General features: G+C 46.7%; 13 protein-coding genes. 3 read left to right on the top strand and 10 right to left on the bottom strand.

Features of this window, described 5'->3' with window-relative positions:
- Positions 1 to 87: 87 nt before the first annotated feature.
- Both ACTHR7_RS04890 and ACTHR7_RS04885 read right to left on the bottom strand, forming a co-directional pair.
- The gene (locus ACTHR7_RS04890; RefSeq protein ID WP_107867374.1) at positions 88 to 537 is read right to left on the bottom strand and encodes a DUF4124 domain-containing protein; all 450 of its coding nucleotides are present in this window, start codon (positions 535 to 537) and stop codon (positions 88 to 90) included.
- Between the two features lie 13 nt (positions 538 to 550).
- Positions 551 to 745 (bottom strand): hypothetical protein, encoded by a 195-nt coding sequence (locus ACTHR7_RS04885; protein WP_440370418.1) that lies wholly within the window; start codon positions 743 to 745, stop codon positions 551 to 553.
- 170 nt (positions 746 to 915) lie between these two features.
- On the opposite strand from ACTHR7_RS04885, the gene ACTHR7_RS04880 reads away from it, so the two are divergent.
- Positions 916 to 2,544 (top strand): ABC-F family ATPase, encoded by a 1,629-nt coding sequence (locus ACTHR7_RS04880; protein ID WP_003683571.1) that lies wholly within the window; start codon positions 916 to 918, stop codon positions 2,542 to 2,544.
- Positions 2,545 to 2,768: 224 nt separating this feature from the next.
- On the opposite strand, the gene ACTHR7_RS04875 is transcribed toward ACTHR7_RS04880, so the two are convergent.
- The gene (locus ACTHR7_RS04875) at positions 2,769 to 3,986 is read right to left on the bottom strand and encodes a D-alanyl-D-alanine carboxypeptidase family protein (RefSeq protein WP_070460691.1); all 1,218 of its coding nucleotides are present in this window, start codon (positions 3,984 to 3,986) and stop codon (positions 2,769 to 2,771) included.
- 208 nt (positions 3,987 to 4,194) lie between these two features.
- On the opposite strand from ACTHR7_RS04875, the gene ilvA reads away from it, so the two are divergent.
- A complete protein-coding gene (gene ilvA / locus ACTHR7_RS04870) occupies positions 4,195 to 5,718 on the top strand; it encodes a threonine ammonia-lyase, biosynthetic (RefSeq protein WP_440370417.1) in 1,524 nt (507 codons plus the stop codon).
- 59 nt (positions 5,719 to 5,777) lie between these two features.
- Here ilvA and trmB read toward each other — a convergent pair whose 3' ends face one another.
- The 3 genes from trmB to ACTHR7_RS04855 all read right to left on the bottom strand — a co-directional run bounded on the left by trmB (position 5,778) and on the right by ACTHR7_RS04855 (position 9,051).
- The gene (gene trmB, locus ACTHR7_RS04865; RefSeq protein WP_296185305.1) at positions 5,778 to 6,494 is read right to left on the bottom strand and encodes a tRNA (guanosine(46)-N7)-methyltransferase TrmB; all 717 of its coding nucleotides are present in this window, start codon (positions 6,492 to 6,494) and stop codon (positions 5,778 to 5,780) included.
- Between the two features lie 143 nt (positions 6,495 to 6,637).
- Positions 6,638 to 7,294 (bottom strand): response regulator, encoded by a 657-nt coding sequence (locus ACTHR7_RS04860; RefSeq protein ID WP_003680203.1) that lies wholly within the window; start codon positions 7,292 to 7,294, stop codon positions 6,638 to 6,640.
- Positions 7,291 to 9,051, bottom strand: a complete 1,761-nt coding sequence (locus ACTHR7_RS04855) for a histidine kinase (RefSeq protein ID WP_440370416.1) — start codon at positions 9,049 to 9,051, stop codon at positions 7,291 to 7,293. Before ACTHR7_RS04855 ends, ACTHR7_RS04860 begins: the two co-directional genes overlap by 4 nt.
- Before the next feature lie 259 nt (positions 9,052 to 9,310).
- Here ACTHR7_RS04855 and mobA point away from each other — a divergent pair, with 259 nt between their 5' ends.
- Positions 9,311 to 9,892 (top strand): molybdenum cofactor guanylyltransferase MobA, encoded by a 582-nt coding sequence (gene mobA / locus ACTHR7_RS04850; RefSeq protein ID WP_049328535.1) that lies wholly within the window; start codon positions 9,311 to 9,313, stop codon positions 9,890 to 9,892.
- A gap of 79 nt (positions 9,893 to 9,971) precedes the next feature.
- On the opposite strand, the gene ACTHR7_RS04845 is transcribed toward mobA, so the two are convergent.
- The 4 genes from ACTHR7_RS04845 to ACTHR7_RS04830 all read right to left on the bottom strand — a co-directional run bounded on the left by ACTHR7_RS04845 (position 9,972) and on the right by ACTHR7_RS04830 (position 18,444).
- Positions 9,972 to 13,091 (bottom strand): type I restriction endonuclease subunit R, encoded by a 3,120-nt coding sequence (locus ACTHR7_RS04845; RefSeq protein WP_440370415.1) that lies wholly within the window; start codon positions 13,089 to 13,091, stop codon positions 9,972 to 9,974.
- Between the two features lie 68 nt (positions 13,092 to 13,159).
- A complete protein-coding gene (locus ACTHR7_RS04840; protein WP_107792014.1) occupies positions 13,160 to 14,386 on the bottom strand; it encodes a restriction endonuclease subunit S in 1,227 nt (408 codons plus the stop codon).
- Positions 14,387 to 14,395: 9 nt separating this feature from the next.
- Positions 14,396 to 17,011: a type I restriction-modification system subunit M gene (locus tag ACTHR7_RS04835; RefSeq protein ID WP_440370414.1), complete on the bottom strand. Its 2,616-nt coding sequence runs from the start codon at positions 17,009 to 17,011 to the stop codon at positions 14,396 to 14,398.
- A 446-nt stretch (positions 17,012 to 17,457) separates the two neighbouring features.
- A complete protein-coding gene (locus ACTHR7_RS04830) occupies positions 17,458 to 18,444 on the bottom strand; it encodes a GlxA family transcriptional regulator (protein ID WP_440370413.1) in 987 nt (328 codons plus the stop codon).
- Positions 18,445 to 18,463 lie beyond the last annotated feature (19 nt).

Raw genomic sequence — 18,463 nt, 5'->3', positions numbered from 1 at the left:
GCCTAGAGTGCAAAAGTTACTGCAACAAAGTGCAAAAGTCGGCGGCGGCTTACAGTTCAGACGGCCTTGCTGGTGTGGTAAGTAGTATCAATAGGCAACAGGATCTTGAGATGCGGGCTGGCGCTGCGCTGCGTCATAGTTTTCCTGAGCCGAGCGGACGGCTTTTTCCAAACCGTTGATCCGTTCGAGATAACGGGCATAGTTGCGTTCATTGCCATAACGCACTTTTTTGCCTTCTTCCAAATTTTTCTTGGCGGTATCCAAAGCACGCTTGGCTGCGCCGACGTCAGCCGGATTGACCGGGGCGACAGCTTCTTCCGCTTGCTCGGTTTTACTTGGGAAAGTCGGCGTTGCCGGTGTTGAAACAGGCGCAGAAGTATATACGGACGGTTTGCCGATATTGCTGGCTTTGCAGTTTTTGCCGCCGGCTTGGGTATAGACTTTGCGGCCGGCAGAATCGGTACATTCAAAAATAGGCGCGGCGGAAACCGCAGTTGTCAAAGTGAGCAGTAATGTGCTGATCCAGATTTTGTTCATTTTTTATTTTTCCTTAAAACCATTTCCACCAAACAAGCAAAGCCGCAATCATGATGATGTTGGCGAAGAGGATGGGCTTCCACTGTCTGGGCGCACGTCGTAATTCAGAGCCAGATCGTGTGCGGCGGATATAGAAAAACGGGCTGAGCAGCATGGAAGCGGCGCATACCAAAATAATCACGGCGTAATAGATTTTGTGCGTTTCCATATCGTTTCTCCGTTTTAGACGGCCTGAAATGCTGACTGCAACGCATTTTTTCGTGAAGCGTTGTCTCGAAATTGGGCACATTTGCCATGGCCTCAATCCTGAGGTCTTTGCAAAAATATGCTACAATCGCGTCCGATTATAACATTCTATTTATAAAGGTTTTACGAATAATGATTTCTACCAACGGCATCACCATGCAGTTCGGCGCAAAGCCGCTGTTTGAAAACGTATCCGTCAAATTTGGCGAAGGCAACCGTTACGGCTTGATCGGCGCCAACGGCTCAGGCAAGTCCACCTTCATGAAAATCCTCGGCGGCGATTTGGAACAGACTGCCGGCGAAGTAGCGATTGAAAACGGCGTGCGTTTGGGTAAATTGCGCCAAGACCAGTTTGCCTACGAAGACATGCGCGTGCTGGACGTGGTGATGATGGGTCACACCGAAATGTGGGCGGCGATGACCGAGCGTGATGCGATTTACGCCAACCCCGAAGCCACCGAAGACGACTACATGAAAGCCGCCGAACTGGAAGCCAAGTTCGCCGAATACGACGGCTACACCGCCGAAGCGCGCGCTGCCGAATTGTTGAGCGGCGTAGGCATTTCCGAAGATTTGCACAATGCGACCATGGCAGAAGTTGCCCCGGGCTTCAAACTGCGCGTATTGCTGGCGCAAGCCCTGTTCTCCAAGCCAGATGTATTGCTTTTGGACGAACCGACCAATAACTTGGACATTAATACTATCCGCTGGCTGGAAGGCGTGTTGAACCAATACGACTCCACCATGATTATCATCTCGCACGACCGTCACTTTTTGAACGAAGTCTGCACACACATGGCGGATTTGGACTACAACACCATCACCATTTATCCGGGCAACTACGACGACTACATGCTCGCTTCCGCCCAATCGCGTGAGCGCGCCCTGAAAGACAACGCCAAAGCAAAAGAGAAACTGCAAGAGCTACAGGAGTTCGTCGCACGCTTCTCCGCAAACAAATCCAAAGCCCGTCAGGCAACCAGCCGTCTGAAACAGGCCGACAAAATCAAATCGGAGATGGTCGAAGTCAAACCTTCTACCCGTCAAAACCCGTATATCCGTTTTGAAGCCGACGAAAAAGCCAAGTTGCACCGTCAGGCTGTGGAAGTTGAAAAACTGGCCAAACGTTTTGAAACCCAGTTGTTTAAAAACCTGAACTTCATCCTTGAAGCAGGCCAGCGCCTCGCCATCATCGGCCCAAACGGCGCAGGTAAATCTACTTTGCTGAAACTCTTGGCAGGCGCATACAACCCCGAATATTCAGACGGCCTGCTGCCGGACGAAGGCACCATCAAATGGGCGGAAAAAGCCAGTGTCGGCTACTACCCGCAAGACCATGAAAACGACTTCGACGTCGATATGGACCTGAGCGAATGGATGCGCCAATGGGGTCAGGAAGGCGATGACGAACAAGTCATCCGCGGCACTTTGGGCCGCTTGCTCTTCGGCAGCAACGATGTCGTGAAAAAAGTGAAGGTTCTCTCCGGTGGCGAAAAAGGCCGTATGCTGTACGGCAAACTGTTGCTGTTGAAACCCAATGTTTTGGTCATGGACGAACCGACCAACCACATGGACATGGAAAGTATCGAATCCTTGAACATGGCGCTGGAAAAATACAACGGCACGCTGATTTTCGTATCGCATGACCGTCAGTTTGTATCTTCATTGGCTACCCAAATCATCGAATTGGATGGCAAAGGCGGATATGAACACTACTTGGGCGATTACGAAAGCTATCTGGAGAAAAAAGGCTTAGTTTAAGCTCATACTGATGAGCTATTAAGGTATTGAAATGCCGTCTGAAAACCGTTGTGTTTTCAGACGGCATTTTTTGAAGCGTTTCATATTGGCAATCACTGAAACTGCTAAGATTAAAATGAATAAATTTCTTGTTAGGAATTTTTATTAAAGCCATAAAACAGATATACAAAAGGCCGTTTGAAATATTTCAGACGGCCTTTATGTATGTTTTCATAGCAAGAGGATTAACTGAATAAACCTTTAAACCACAACACAATCGCGTCCCACATACGGCGCAACCAGCTGCCTTCTTCAACACCGGTTAGGGCAACGACGTCTTTTTCGGCAATGATTTTGCCGTCTTTCATGACTTTCAGTTTGCCCAATACTTGGCCTTTTTCAATCGGAGCGAGGACGGGCTGAAGCGTTTCTAAAATAGGTTTGACGTTTTTGCCGGTATCATGGGGAATGGTAATGTACACATCGTCCAAGAAACCGATATCTACGGCTTTGGTGCTGCCTTTGTAAACTTTGACTTGGGAAATCACTTCTCCGCCGTTGTAAAGTTTAGGTGTATCAAATGCCTGCAATGACCAGTTGAGCAGTTTACTGCTTTCGCTGGCACGCGCTTCGGTGGATTCGGCACCGGCAAGGATGGAAACAATACGGCGGTTGTTACGTTTGCTGGAAGCAGCAAGATGATAGCCTGCGCCTTCGCTATAGCCGGTTTTTAAACCATCGATACTGCTGTCGCGATAGAGCAGGAGATTGCGGTTGGGCTGCTCGATATTATTGTATTTGAAAGATTTGTTTGCAAATAGAGGATAATATTTCGGATAGTCATTAATAAGCGCGGCGGCCAAGATGGCAAGGTCGCCAACGGTTGAAACATGGCCGTTAGAAGAAATACCGGTTGGGTTGTTGAAATGGGTGTGCTTCATGCCCAAGCGTTTGGCTTCTTCATTCATTTGTTTGACGAATTCGTCGATAGAGCCGTTGCCAAGGGCTTCGGCAAGGGTAATGGCGGCATCGTTGGCCGATTGGATGGTTGTACCCTTAATCAAATCGCTGACGCTGACAGGAACTTTCGGATCAAGGAACATGCGTGAACCTTCGACTTTCCAGCCGACGTTTGAAACTGTCAGCATCTGATCTGCTTGAAGCGTACCGTTTTCCAGTGCTTTAAAGGCAAGGTAGGCGGTCATCATTTGCGTCAACGCGGCAGGCTCGATAGGCGTGTCGGCATTGTTGGATGCCAAGGTTTGCTTGCTGTGCAGGTCGGTAACAATATAGGCAGTCGCCGCAATTTCCGGCGGCGTTGTCGGGCTGTTGATACTGTGCAGCAGCGGCTGCGTTTGAGCCTCGCTTTGTACGGCAGGTGCGGATGCAACCGGGTCTGCCGCAAGGGCTGGAGTATTCAGGAGGGCAGCAAAAATTAAGCTAAGTAGCGTTTTTTTCATCATTATTTATGGATTTGAATATGAGTGGACACTGTTTCTTTCAAAGTAAACAGTTTGGCATATTAAATAGATATTAAGCGGACATTATACCGTCTCATTTAGGCTTTGCTAAGATTTTTCTTGCCTTCAGACGGCCTCAGGGGTATGGTTTTAACTTTTTCCTCCGGTCGATTTGACCGAATTGCAATTTATTTCCGAACACTAAAATACCATGAACCATTCCCTTCCTCTTTCTGATTATCTAACCCGTATTTTGACCGCTTCCGTTTATGATGTGGCCGTAGAAACGCCTTTGGATTTGGCACGCAGTTTGTCAGGCCGTCTGAACAATCAGATTTTGCTCAAACGTGAAGATTTGCAGCCGGTGTTTTCGTTCAAAATCCGCGGCGCGTACAATAAAATGGCGAAACTGCCTAAAGAAGCCTTGGATTGCGGCGTGATTGCAGCAAGCGCGGGCAACCATGCGCAGGGTGTGGCTTTGTCGGCGCAGTATTTGGGTTGCCGTGCGGTGATTGTAATGCCGGAGACTACGCCTAAAATCAAAATCGATGCGGTCAAGAGCCGAGGTGGCGAAGTGGTATTGAAAGGCGTATCTTACAACGACGCCTATGATTATGCGATGGAGTTGGCAGAAAAGGAAAAGCTGACTTATATCGCGCCATTTGATGATCCTGATGTGATTGCAGGTCAGGGCACTGTCGGCATGGAAATCCTCCGACAACATCGCAATATCAATGCGATTTTTGTCCCGATTGGCGGCGGCGGTTTGGCAGCAGGCGTAGCGGCATTTATCAAACAGGTTTGTCCTGAAATTAAAGTCATTGGCGTGCAAACTGATGATTCTTGCTGTATGAAGCAATCGGTCGAAGCAGGGGAAATCGTACATTTGAAAGATGTCGGCCTGTTTTCAGACGGCACGGCGGTTAAAGTGGTGGGCGAGGAAACCTTCCGCCTGTGTAAAGAGCTGTTGGACGAAATTATTACGGTCAATACGGATATGTTGTGCGGCGCGATTAAAGATATTTTTGACGATACGCGCAGCATTACCGAGCCTGCGGGCGCATTGGCCCTTGCCGGCTTGAAGGCTTACGTTGCGAAAAACAATATTCAAGGTCAAAACCTGGTTGCCGTCACCAGTGGCGCTAACATGAACTTCCACCGCCTGCGCCATGTTTCAGAACGCAGTGAGCTGGGCGAGGGTAACGAAGGTATTTTTGCCGTCACCATTCCTGAAGAAAAAGGCAGCTTCCTCAAGTTTATCAATGTATTGGGTAGTCGGAACATTACCGAGTTCAACTACCGCTACGGCAACGACAACAATGCTCATATTTTTGTCGGCCTGCAAACTGTCGGTGCGCAAGACTTGGCTGTCATCAGTAAACAACTGGCTGACGCAGGTTTGCCGAATGTCGATCTGACCAATGACGAAATCGCCAAAATCCATATCCGTTACATGGTCGGCGGCCGTACGGAAAAAGTATCCAGCGAACGTTTGGTCAGCTTTGAATTTCCGGAGCGCCCCGGCGCATTGTCCCGTTTCTTGAACCATATGCGTGCCGAATGGAATATTACTTTGTTCCATTATCGCAATCATGGTGCGGACTACGGCCGTATTTTAGTCGGTATCGATGTACCTGAAAGCGACAATGAGGCTTTTGCCGACTTCTTGGATAGCTTGGGTTATGTCTATAAAGAAGAAACCGACAATCCGGCTTATAAACTTTTCTTGGCTTAATCAGTAAGATAAAAGGCCGTCTGAAATTTTTCAGACGGCCTTGTGTTTTATGTTTGGCTTTATTTCTTACGGAACACCAAGTCCCAAACGCCATGACCCAATCGTTTGCCTCGGGCTTCAAATTTGGTTTCAGGACGATAATCAGGCGTAGGGGCGTAATCGGCAGCCGTGTTTTGCAAAGAGTCGAAACTGCTCAAAACCTCCAGCATTTGCACGGCGTATTCTTCCCAGTCGGTCGCCATATGGACATAGCCGCCACTTTTGAGTTTGGGCAACAGCTTTTCAACAAATGGCACTTGTACCAAGCGGCGTTTGTTATGGCGCTTTTTGTGCCAAGGGTCAGGGAAGAAAATATGAATGCCGTCTAAAGAACCGTCTTCCAGCATCTTTTCTACTACTTCCACTGCATCATGACGCATCACGCGGATATTGGAAATGTGTTCTTCCTCAATCAGCTTCAAAATATTGCCGACGCCCGGGCCGTGAACATCAATCGCTAAAAAGTCGGTATCGGGCAGACGTTTGGCAATTTCCACTGTCGCGACGCCCATACCGAAACCGATTTCCAATACTTTAGGATTGTCCCGTCCAAAAGCGCGGTTCAAATCCAAAGGAGTTTCTTGGAAGTCCACACCAAATTGCGGCCACATCGTATCGATGGCGCGCTGTTGGGCCGCGGTCATATGGCCTTGACGCAAGACGAAACTGCGGATGCTGCGTTTGTGTTCTTCAGGAACAGTATTTTCGGGGGTATTTTCTGGAATGTTTTCGGACATGTTGTTTTAAATCAGTGAGAAATCAAATAAAAAGGCCGTCTGAAAGAATCAGACAACCCTGCATATAAATCGGCGTGATTATAGCGAATAAACGCTTTTCCTGAAACCTTTCAACAACAAGGTTTCAGGTTCAGACGGCCTGATTAAGACAATACCGGTTGCGGTACTTTGTGTTGCACCGCATAAACCGCTGCTTGGACGCGGCTGCTTAGGTTCAACTTGCGCAACAGGTTTTGCACATGCACTTTGACGGTTGACTCTGCCAGATTCAAATGGCGGGCAATGATTTTGTTGCTGTGTCCGGCGGCAAGATAGCCCAAGATTTCCATTTCGCGCGGGGTCAGTTGCTCCAGCAGATGGTCGGAGCGGGAAGGAGAAGGGGAAATCAGCGATTGCACCAAGCGGCTGGTCATTTCTGGAGAAAAGACGTTGTCGCCATCGACAGCTTTGCGGATGCTTTCTAACAGGAAGTCGGCGTTGATGTTTTTCAGCAAAAAGCCTTTTGCACCCATACGCATACATTCGGTCAAATCGTCGCTGTCTTCAGAAACGGTCAGCATGATGACGGTTAGTTGCGGATTGATACTTAAAATTTGAGCCAATGCTTCGCGGCCGTTCATAACCGGCATATCCAAATCCAGCAAGACTACATCAGGCTTGAGCTGCTCAACCATTTTTACGCCGGCCAGGCCGTCTGAAGCTTCACCGACGACTTCAAAATCGGGCTGGCGGGAGAGCAGGGCTTTGATGCCGCTGCGAAACAGGGTGTGGTCGTCAATAAGGGTAATTTTAATCGTCATGATGCTGTTCTCATTTGTTGCGGCAAAGTCAGCATCACTGCCGTACCTTGCCCAATCTGCGATGTAATGGCCAATTGTGCGTTAATCCGTTGGGCACGTTCCTGCATAATGCCCAAGCCGACATGTTCGCCTGAAGGCCGGTTTGATAAGTGTTCTTGATTAAAGCCTGCGCCGTCGTCCTGAATCTTCATGACAAAATCGCCATGGTTGGCAATTTCGACGCTGACATGCTGCGCACGCGCGTGTTTCCGGATGTTGGACAGGCTTTCCTGCAAGATGAAGATGATTTGCAAGTGTTCATCATAATTCAATGCCTGGCCGTCGTCCTGCCATTTTAAATCAACCGGGATACCGGTTTGCCGTTCAAAACGCGCCAGCAGCGATTCTACCGCTTCAGGAAAATCTTTATTACTGATTTTGGTGCGGAAATTCATCAGCAGCTCGCGGACGTCTTCATAGCATTCCTGCACGCCGTCTTTAATGAAGCTGATGTTTTCTTCAGCCTGCTCGCGTTGGTTTGAAGCAAACGCGCTTTCCAACATTTGCACCTGCAAATTCAAAAAGGTCAGGGCTTGCGCAATGCTGTCATGCAAACCTTGTGCAATCAAGTTGCGTTCCTGCAAGACGGCAAGCAGGCGGCGTTCTTGTTCCATGCGGTTGCTGGCGATGGAAATGCCCAGCTGTCCGCTTAAAGTATGCAGCAGTTTTTCGTCTTGCTCATCAGGCATATGGCCGTCTGAAAAATATAGGGTCAGTACACCGAGCTGTTCATCTTGATAAACGATCGGAAATTCTACACGATTTCCTTCTTCAATTTCACCGACGCTTGCTGCCAAATCAGAACGTTTCCGCTCCTCATCGGAAAGATATACCGTACCACCCAAAGCTGAAAACGCCGGAAGAATCTGAGTCAAAAATTCTTCTGCCGCCTGTTGCGGCGTAAAAGTTTGGTGCAGATTGCGCGTGGTTTGGTAGAGCAGGGTCAAATCACGGTTTTGCCGCGCCAAGTCTTGGGTTTGTTTGGCAACTTGTCCTTCCAAGTCTGTATAAAGCGTATGCAGACGGCGGCTCATTTGGTTGAAACCCTTGCTTACTTGGGCAAACTCACGGATCTGGTCTGTCTCGATTTGAACGCCGAAATGCCCTTTGCTGATGGTTTCTACGCCATCACGCAGTTTTTCCAAGGGCCGGATAATCCATGAATAATGCCAAACAATCATCAAGCCTGCAGCCACAACAATCATCAGCATCATGGCCATTTGGAAGCGGCGCAGCCACAAGGTATTTTGCTCGTTGGCATTTTCCATCGCCTGTAAAAATAGCTCGATGTTGCCGGCAAAACGGTACAGGCCGATTTGGGTCGGACGCTCGTAATGTTGCAAAGACGGCTTGATGTTGGATTCCCAATCAATCAACAGCATCGATTGAATCAAGTCATAAGCCAACGGCGTTTGAGATGGAATCAGCGGATGAATGGCATCACTTTGCGTCACATTGGCCAGCGTACGCTCAAATTCTTTGATTTGGTTATCAATTTGCGCATTGGGTGTGCGGACGCTTGCCATATAAGCCAAACGATACACCTGCATTTTCAAACTGCCTGCATCTTCAATTGTTTTGGCCGCGCTTTCCAAACGCCAAGAAAGCAGCAGGGTAAAGGCAATCGACAAAAACGCCGAACTGACCCATAAAAAAGTCAGCAGTTTTAAACGCGAAGACAGGCTCAGGCCGTCTGAAGATCCGGAGAATAAACGCATAATGCACGCAGGGAAACTAATCCGATAATCTTATAAAAATATCATTCTTTCGGCCTATAAACAACCTGTCTAAAATAATTGTGTGGTTATGATAAGAAAAAACAGGGGTTTAATGTAAAATCATGTTATGATAAAATTCATCTCAAGTGAATTTAATCATAAAAATAAGGTTTCAGACGGCCTGAAACCTTGAAACTTATCCAATAAACACAACATCTTGAATCACACTCCATACTCTGCTTTGCAAAGGACTACCAAAATGAAAATTTTCGCACTGATATTGGCCGGCGGGCAGGGAAGCCGGATGGGAGGTGTCGATAAGGGGTTGGTGCAATGGCACAACAAAGCCTTGATAGATCATGTTATCGAAAAAATCCGCCCCCAAGTCAGCCATATCGCCATCAGTGCCAACCGCAACCTTGAGTCTTACGCCCAACGCAGCGCGCATGTTTTCTCTGATGCGCGCCAATGGCAGCATTATGGCCCTTTAGCCGCTTTGTGTACTGCCGCCAACGATTTACAAATTGCCACTGCCGACTGGTTGCTCATCGTATCTTGCGATATGCCGCGTTTGCCGGAAAACTTGGTTTCCCAGTTTGAAACTATCGCGCGACGTACGCCATTGTGCAATGCGTTTTATGTAGAGACCCCTGCCAGACCGCATTACAGCGTGATGTTTATCCGGCCGCAAATCCTGCAAAGCACCGTGCCATACCTTTATTCAGGAATGCGCAGCATCCGCGGCTGGCTACAGCAACAGCGCGCGCGAGTTGTCCATTTCCCTCATGAGCAGGATTTTATCAGCTACAACACGGAAAACGATTTGGCTCAGCCTTTGTAGTTGGGTCAGTAAGGGGGCTAATGTTCAGGTAGGGATATGCTAACTTGATGATTATTTAGTATCTTTCAATAGGTAATAACTATCTTGTAATTAGTTCTCTTAGAAATTCATCAATCCGTATATTTAAATAAAATATACGTTCTTCGTTAAAATAAACTTTGGCTTTTTCCCTATCGACTGTTGCTTTTAGGTCATTTAGTCTGCCTAAGTCCAAATTTTCACTGGTATATTTTCTTGCCAACAGTGCACGTAGCAAATCTCCATCCAGCCCTAAACCTTTAATTACTTTTAGCACCTTATCATTGGCATCTTTTTGTTTGTACGTGGTGATGTAATCACTTAAGGCTAAATTTGGATCAAGCTTGATATCGCCGGATTGCACATCGTGTAAAAACAACTCAGCAAATTTTTGATCTTCTTTAGAAAGCGTAGCAAAAGAGTGATGCAACTCCTCAAGTGCCGCAGCTTCTTCTATGCCGCCGATGGTTTTAAGCCATTTTTCAAAACGGGCATTCATATAATTTTGATCAATTTTGTCGGTTTCGATTTCGTTGATGTGCGAACGCAAATCAAATGGCACATCATCGCTACCGCCACCATTGCCTGAACTTTCTTTAAACAAATCTTTATAACGAGCCAGCAGTTTATCGTAGGTTTCTTGATCAAAATTAAGTGTGGCAGTGATTACGCTGTCGTCTTCCTGTACCACGTCATAGCTTGATTTTCCCCAAGAAAAGCCCAAGAGCCGAGCAGCTTGTAAGTGCTCATTGAGCTGATTGAATAGTTTGACAAACTTTGCGCATGAGGTTGTATCATCAGGGTTTTTTGAAAAATCCTCTAATCCTGCCCATTTGAAAATATCGGCAATATCGGCAAAGCAGACATTCATTTTGTCGATAACTTTATCTAAATTATCGACAAACAGCCCCATAGGACGGTCGCCCGAATAAAGTTTTACGGCTCGCTCAATATTGCGTTGCATCGTATGCGGCTTGCGGTAATAGCGGATTAAACCAAAAGGCTTATCCGTTTTGTCGCATACGCGGTTAGTGCGGGAAAACGCCTGAATCAAGTTGGCGTAATCCAAAATTTTGTCTAGATAGAGCGTATTGAGCCATTTGCTGTCAAAGCCTGTCAGCATCTGATCGACCACAATCAACAAATCCAGCTGCTCATTGGGTTTGATTCTCTTATACGCATTGATATGCGACAACCTATCCGACAAATCTGTTTTAAATCGGGAATAAGTGGCGTAGTCGAAGCTTGTTTGGAACTGGGCGTTGTAATCTTCCAAAATTTCGGCAATCCATATTTCCTTATCGTTGCCTTGCCCATCGTTAAGAATATTCGGATCGAAAAGGGCGGTCAGTTTCGGCAAGGAATTTTTAGCTTCCTCAGAATTTCCGACTTCCTCAGCAATTCTGATTTTCTCAGCAATTTTGGCTTTAATTAAGCGATAATAATTGACCGCTTCGGGAATAGAGCTGGTGGCAAAAATGGCATGATATTTTTTGCCTTGGCTGAGGCGTCGCCAATTTTCCAGCATGTCGTCGATCACTGCATTCACATGTTCCGGCGTTTGATATTGCACATTGGGTACATAATCTTCAATGCCTTTTTGATATTTGCCGTCTGAAGTATATTCTCCCGCCATCGGCACATCATTCATAAATTGATTGTAGATTTTTTTCTTTTGGTCATCGGCAAATACTTCGCTTTCATCTGTTGCTTTGGCTTCTTGCAAAGCGACAGATCTGCGTAAATCGCTGTCTTTAAAGGTACGGATATGGAAGGGGTGAAAGCCCAGCACATTTTCATCGCGAATGCCGTCTGCAATCGAATAGCGGTGCAATTCATTACCGAAAACCGTGGCAGTGGTTGAACTTTTCTTAGCGTTTTCTTCTTCAATCGGCGTGCCGGTAAAGCCGAAGAAAATCGCATTGGGGAAGGTGTGCTTAATGGTGAGCAACATATCGCCAAAAGTAGTGCGGTGGGCTTCATCAATGATAAACACCAAACGTTTGCCACTGATTTGCTCGATGTCAGCCTCATTTACCCCTTCTTCTGCCTTGATATTACTCATTTTTTGAATGGAGGTAACGATTAAGCGGTCGCGGTCTTGTTTGCTTTTCAGCTTGGCGAGCAAAATGGCGGTGTTTTCCGTTGCCTGCACATCATCTTTACTATCAGCAAAATTCTGATATTCCTCCAGCGATTGCTTGCCCAGCTCAATACGGTCGAGCAAGAAAATCACCTTATCCGCATCTTTGCGACGGCTGATTAACTGCGCTGATTTAAAACTCGACATCGTTTTGCCCGATCCTGTGGTATGCCAAATATAGCCGCCGCGCTGATTGCCCGAAGTCCAATCTGTCTTTGCCACCGTGTCAGCAATCTTGTTAACCGCATAATACTGATAGCTGCGCAACACTTTCAGCTGCTCGTCTTTCGCATCGGCAATGGTGTAATCACCGATAAACTGGTGCGCCATCGGAATCGAGAGGAAATGCGTTGCCACCTTGTCCCATTCGTTCATATACACATTATTGAAATCCGCCCAACGGAAATAAAACGCAGGATTTAATTGACCGCCGGTATTGGCAAAATAGCGGCATTCTTCCGGCGTCATCGCCACAAACACCTGCACCAGGCTAAAAATGCCCGAAAACGCGCCTGCCTTATGGTATCGCTCAATTTGATTGGTCGCTTGGCTAATCGGCACGCCAGAGCGTTTCAGCTCAATATGAAACATCGGCATGCCGTTGATTAACAGCATCAAATCGCCTCGCTGCTTAGGGTATAAATCCGAACGAGGAGTAAATTGGGGCTGCTGGGCAATTTGATAGCGGCTTTTGCCGGCAGAAATTTCCTCACGGTCGAAAATATCCAACGATACTTCCTTGCCGAAATGACGGCTTTCCTCATTTTCACGCTTGATGGCCACCGTTTTGCCGTTGATAAAGCCGTTTAGCGCATAAGGCGTTTTCAATGCCTGCACCTGCTCCAAAATCTGGTTCATTTCCGAGCGAATCAACGGCACATCAAGCTTGTCGATATGTTGGTTGGTTTTATTCAAATGCTCCTGCCAGTTGGCAATTAACTTTTCTTCGGTGGGATGGCGCAACACTTCCTTTTCCCAGCTTTTGGTGGCCAGCAAGGCTATCAGTGCTTTTTCAAAATCAGCTTCTTTATTAAACATTCTTTTTCTCCGTAAGGGCGCTACTACAATTTTTCAGACGGCCTCAATCATGGGCAGGAACGCCCGCCCTATACCAACATCGCCGCCAACAGCCCTTTTTTAAGTTGGTTTAATTTTTCGACTTCTGCCGACTGTAAGGCAATGGTTTCGTCCAGTTGGCGGAAGAAATTACCGATGGCGGTTTGTTCTTTGAGAGATGGAGCAAAAAATTCCATTTGCGATAATGTATTTTTAGATATTTCTAAAAATGTTGAGCCAGACGCATTTTTTAAAGCATAGTCTTTAATTTTAAATCCCATGGTATAGAGAAAATAAACATCTAATCTTTCCCCAACAACAAAAGATTGAAATCCTTGATTTGTAGCTCCGTCTCTAGTAAGAATTGCCATGTCGCCAATACTTGCTCTCGATGTAAAAAGTACCGTTCTATTTGCAGGGAGGATTTGGGCTGAACTTTTTTGTAATCCAAGTAGTGTAATTTTTTTTACACTCCCATTTGCATAGGCAGCTTCTCCAATTTCAGTAGGAGAGTACCAGTCAATATCACCATTCCAATATGCTGAATTCGTTGTATCAGGCGTACCTCCGCCAATAATTTCAACCTCTATACCCAACTTCCTAGATTCCCATTCCCCCGCAAACCCTTTAAAGCGGATTTGTGGTATTTTTTCACCGTTTGCGGGGAACATTTTTGCCAGCATTGCCTTTTTAAGCTGATGGCTTTTTTCCAACACTGCACGGCTCTCGGCAATTTGGCTGTCTAAGCGACGGAAAAACAAACCGAGGTGGGTTTGTTCGGGGAGGGAAGGGTATTTAATTTCAATTTGATGTAATAAGCTGCCCTTAATGCCTTGAACTGTACCACCAGATGAAAGAGAACCTAAAGTAGCCTGAAACGTATTAGTTAAAAATTTCTGAGTTAAGAAATCATTGTTTAAGATACCCTTTATTCCACGATATTTGATTACTCGTTGAGCAAGAGCTACATCTTCCCGATCTATTTGGGCAACATTTCCTAAAGGAGCTTCGGTCGTAATTAACACATCCCCAATTTCAGCTTTTCCACGACTCATTACACTTTCAAAATCTTCAATAGCGATAAACTCTTGTGAAACTTTATAATCTAAACTTCCCATTTTTACGTTTTTAGCAGTAATAAGAAAAATGCCTTCTTCTGTTTTTCTTGGCGTTTTCCCACGATAATCAACATACTCTGCTATTTCTATAATTTTTTGTTCTTTCCACGCACCCGTAAAACCTTTAAACCGCAAACGTGGCTCTTGTTGCTTATTCATTTTGTCCCCTTAGCCTTTCAAAATCGTCTGCCATGCGGCAATGCCCTGCAAGTCAAACTCGCTGCCGGTGAGTTCGTCCATCATTTGCGCCAGTGCGGCGGCGCTTTCTTGTTTACGCTCGCTGATGTGCTGATAGGTGTCGGCATATTTGTCGCAAAGTGCGGTCAGTTTTTGGCTGAATTGCGCCAGCATGTTTTCAGGCAGCCTGCACATCGCCGCATTGAGCGGAACAAACCATTTTTGGCGGAGCAAATCGAGGGCTTCGGCATCATCCAGGGCTTCAATGGCGGCTTTGGTTTTGCTGTGAAGCTCGGCGGATAGGGTTTTGAGTTCTGCCTTAAGCGTTTTTTCTTCGGCAAGCAGCTTATAGGCAGCCTGCAATTTTGCGCCCAGGCTTTCTTCGGCAAAAATGTGTTTGTCGATGGCTTTGGTCAAGTCGGCTTTTTTGGCAATCGCTACGCCGTCGGCTTCTAATTCTTGTTGCAAGGCTTTGGGAATTTCGGCATTGATAAAGCCGTCGCCTTCTTCATTGACGGCAGGGCAGGCTTTTTCTTCTTCGCTCAGGTTTTCCAAAATGCTTTGCATTTCGGCGGCAATTTCCGCCAAGCGGGTTTCTTTGGCTTTCAGGTTTGCCAATTCCTGCGGCAGTTTGACGGCTTGCACCAATTCAAACGGCAGAATATGCCCCACCCAGCCGTCTTGTACTTCGGCTTCTTTTTTGGTTTTGCTGTCTTTTTTCAACACCATAAAAGGATCAACCTGCTTAATTGCTTGTTTGCCTTCGGTTTGAATCATCTCCAAATCGGCGGCAATGCCTGCCACATCAGCACGCCATAGGTCATCAAGTTTTTGATAGGCGGTATAGAAATCCAATAAGGGCATTGCCTGCACTTTTTCCCGAATGAGTTCGGCAAGTTGCTGCTGGGTTTGGGAAATATTGAGCGTTTCCATCGGCTCAATCAGCAGGCTTTCCAAGCTGGCAGTGAAATCGGCAAAGTTTTGGGCAAATTGCGCTTGGTAATTCAGCACGCCGGCGTGGCTTTGAATGGCGGCTTTGAGATTGTCGGTTTTGGGCTGCACATAAGGTGTGCCGTTATCGGTGAACAAAGCAGCCTGCAAGCCGTCAAAGGCTGCCCAGTAGTCTGCAAATTGTGCCAACTCTGCTTTGGGAATGCCGCCGTGTATGGTAGCGAAAATATCCCATTGCTCCGCTGGTTCGGCGGAATCGACATAGCGCGGAATGTTGAGGTTGTAGCCGTTTGCCACAATTTCGGCTTTCGGCACAATGCGGGAAAATTTAGGCAATTCCCGGCGATGGGTCACGCAATCGACAATGCGCTTGATGTCGCTTGCCTGCAAATGGTTGTTTTTGCCCACTTTGATGAAATGTTTGGAGGCGTCAATCATCAGCACGTCGTTACGTTCGCGCTCTTGGCGTAAAACGATAATGATGGTGGGAATGCCAGTGCCGAAAAAGATATTGGCAGGCAGACCGATAATGGCATCAATATGATTGTATTCAATCAGATTTTTTCGGATTTTCTCTTCTTCGCCACCTCTAAAAAGCACGCCATGCGGCAAGACGATGGTCATGATGCCGTCGGGTTTTAAGTGGAAGAGGTCGTGCAATAGAAAGGCAAAATCGGCTTTTGCCTGCGGGGCGACGCCAAAACGTTTGTAGCGGATGTCGCCTTCTTTGTCTTTGGGATTCCACGGCTGGGAATAGGGCGGATTGGACACTACGGCATCCAGATACAGCGGCTCGCCCTCCAGCGGCCAGTCGTCTTCTAATGTATCGGCATTGCGGGTGAAAATATTGCTCGGCAAAATGCCGCGCATGACCAAATTCATGCGCGTGAGGTTGTAAGTGTTTTCTTTTAATTCTTGTGCGTAATATTTGATGCTGTCGGCGCTTTTGAGATGTTTGGCAACGCTATGGCCGATGTTGATCAGTAATGAACCTGAGCCACTGGTCGGGTCGTAAATGCTGATTTCTTCACGGTCTTTGAGATGGTCGGCAATGATTTCAGACATCAGCAAAGATACTTCGTGCGGCGTATAAAATTCGCCCGCTTTTTTGCCTGCGTTGGCAGCAAACATACTAATCAGGTATTCGTAAATAAAGCCCAATACGTCATAGCCCTGTTTGCCGTCCATCGGAATATCGGCAATCAGCACGAAAAGGTCTTTCACCGCATTGGTTTGGCTGGCAGCGGTATCGCCCAATTTGCTCAAACCGGATTCTAAGGTTTTGAAAATGCCGTCAAAAACTGAGATGTAGTTTTCTGCAATATTGCGGCTGAAAGCGCTCATTGCAGTGCGGACGTTGGCAATATTGAAATCCGAGCCTTGGGCTAGCCAAGTTGAGAATAGATGTTCGTAGCTGATGAAATAACCGAGGTTTCTTTTGATATGGTTGACAAGCTCCCCGTTAGCTTCGGTAAGCTCATCGGCAAAATTTGATTTTTCTAAGCCTTGTTCAAGGGCAAATTTCTCCAGTTTGTCGGACAAAAATTTGTAGAAAATAAAGCCTAAGATGTAGTCTTTGTATTCGTTCGCTTCAATTTTGGAACGCATTTTATTCGCAGATTGCCAAATTTTGGCTGCAAGTTGTTGTTTATTCATTTTTTCTCTTATTGGTTTTTGATTTTATACATATTACGGTATTTATGATTGCTTGGTGCAGGCTTAGCTATGATAAACCATCAACAAGGTGTTTACATAATTTACATCGTAGAGGGAGTATGATTCATCGATGCAATGAAAAATGGTAGGAAAGCTCACATTACACAAAGGCCGTCTGAAACTCAACTTTCAGACGGCATCTTGTATCCATATAAGAGCCGCTATCTCTATTGGCGAGGATGAGATTGAGCTTGTAATCTTTGAATATAAATGATTAGGATAGAACAAGCGTTTTGGTTTTGAAGATGATTTATAAAAACTCTTTGAAATTTCTCTACTCTTTGAAAAAGAAAAAAGGCCGTCTGAAAAGTACAGGCTGCTTTTTGTATTTTCAGACGATCTCCGAAGCAGCCTGCACTCAGGTATTTTAGATTGACTAACGCGAGCTATCTGCCAAATACTTTCCGCCAGGCATTCGGATTGATTTTAAACTTGGCTTTGAACTGCAAACGTAGGTTTGCCGCGCTGCCGAAGCCGCTTTGTTCGGCGATGCATTCTATCGGTAAATCCGTATTTTCCAACAAATCCTGTACTTGCCATAGTCGCTCTGTGGTGAGCCACTCACCGAAATTCATGCCTGTAGCTTGAGAAAAATGGCGGATAAAGGTACGGCGGGAAACAGCTAATTTTTTTGCCAAATCGTCCAAGCGGTATGAGGTGGCAAGGTTTTGGCGCAGTTCGTCCAATAAGCGGTTGATTTTGTCATCGGCGGTACGACGTTCGACAGGTCGGTGGATAAACTGTGCCTGCCCGCCTTCGCGGTGTGGTGCCGCAACCAAGGTACGGGCAAGGTCGTTGGCAATGGTTGCACCGTGGATTTTGCGGATGAGGTACAGGCAGCAATCTAGCCCGCCTGCCGCACCTGCCGATGTTAAAAAGTTGCCGTCTTCCGCATATAGGCGGTTGGTATCCAGATGAATTTTAGGGAAACGGCGGACAAAGTCGTCTTCGGCAAGCCAGTGGGTGGCGGCGGTTCTGCCGTCTAAAAGTCCTGTGTAGGCAAGGGCGTAAGTGCCGTAACATAGGGCAGTGATATGTGCACCACGTTGTACTGCTTTCTGTAAATGTGCGCTCAACTCGGGTGTCGGGGCCTCTTCGATATTGCGCCAGCCTGCGATGACGATGATGTCGGCTTCTTCCGTCAAATCCAAGCCGCCGTGTACGGGAATACTTGCGCCCAGTGCCGTGATGACGTCTTTGCTGTCATCGGAACAGATTTTCAGGTCAAAGAGCGGATTGTCCCGATAGGTCGTCTGAAAAACAGAAAAGGGAATGTTGAAGACAAAATCATTCATGCCCGATTGAGCATATAGCACGATTTTGGGAACAGTTTGATTTTGGCGAAACTCGTTACGCTCGTTTTCAGACGACATTTTGGCACTATCCTTACGT

The sequence above is a fragment of the Neisseria sp. P0007.S010 genome (assembly GCF_051962875.1).
Taxonomy (GTDB): domain Bacteria; phylum Pseudomonadota; class Gammaproteobacteria; order Burkholderiales; family Neisseriaceae; genus Neisseria; species Neisseria subflava_A.
Note: the sequence above shows the minus strand (reverse complement) of the source record. Positions and strands in the feature narration are given on the sequence as shown.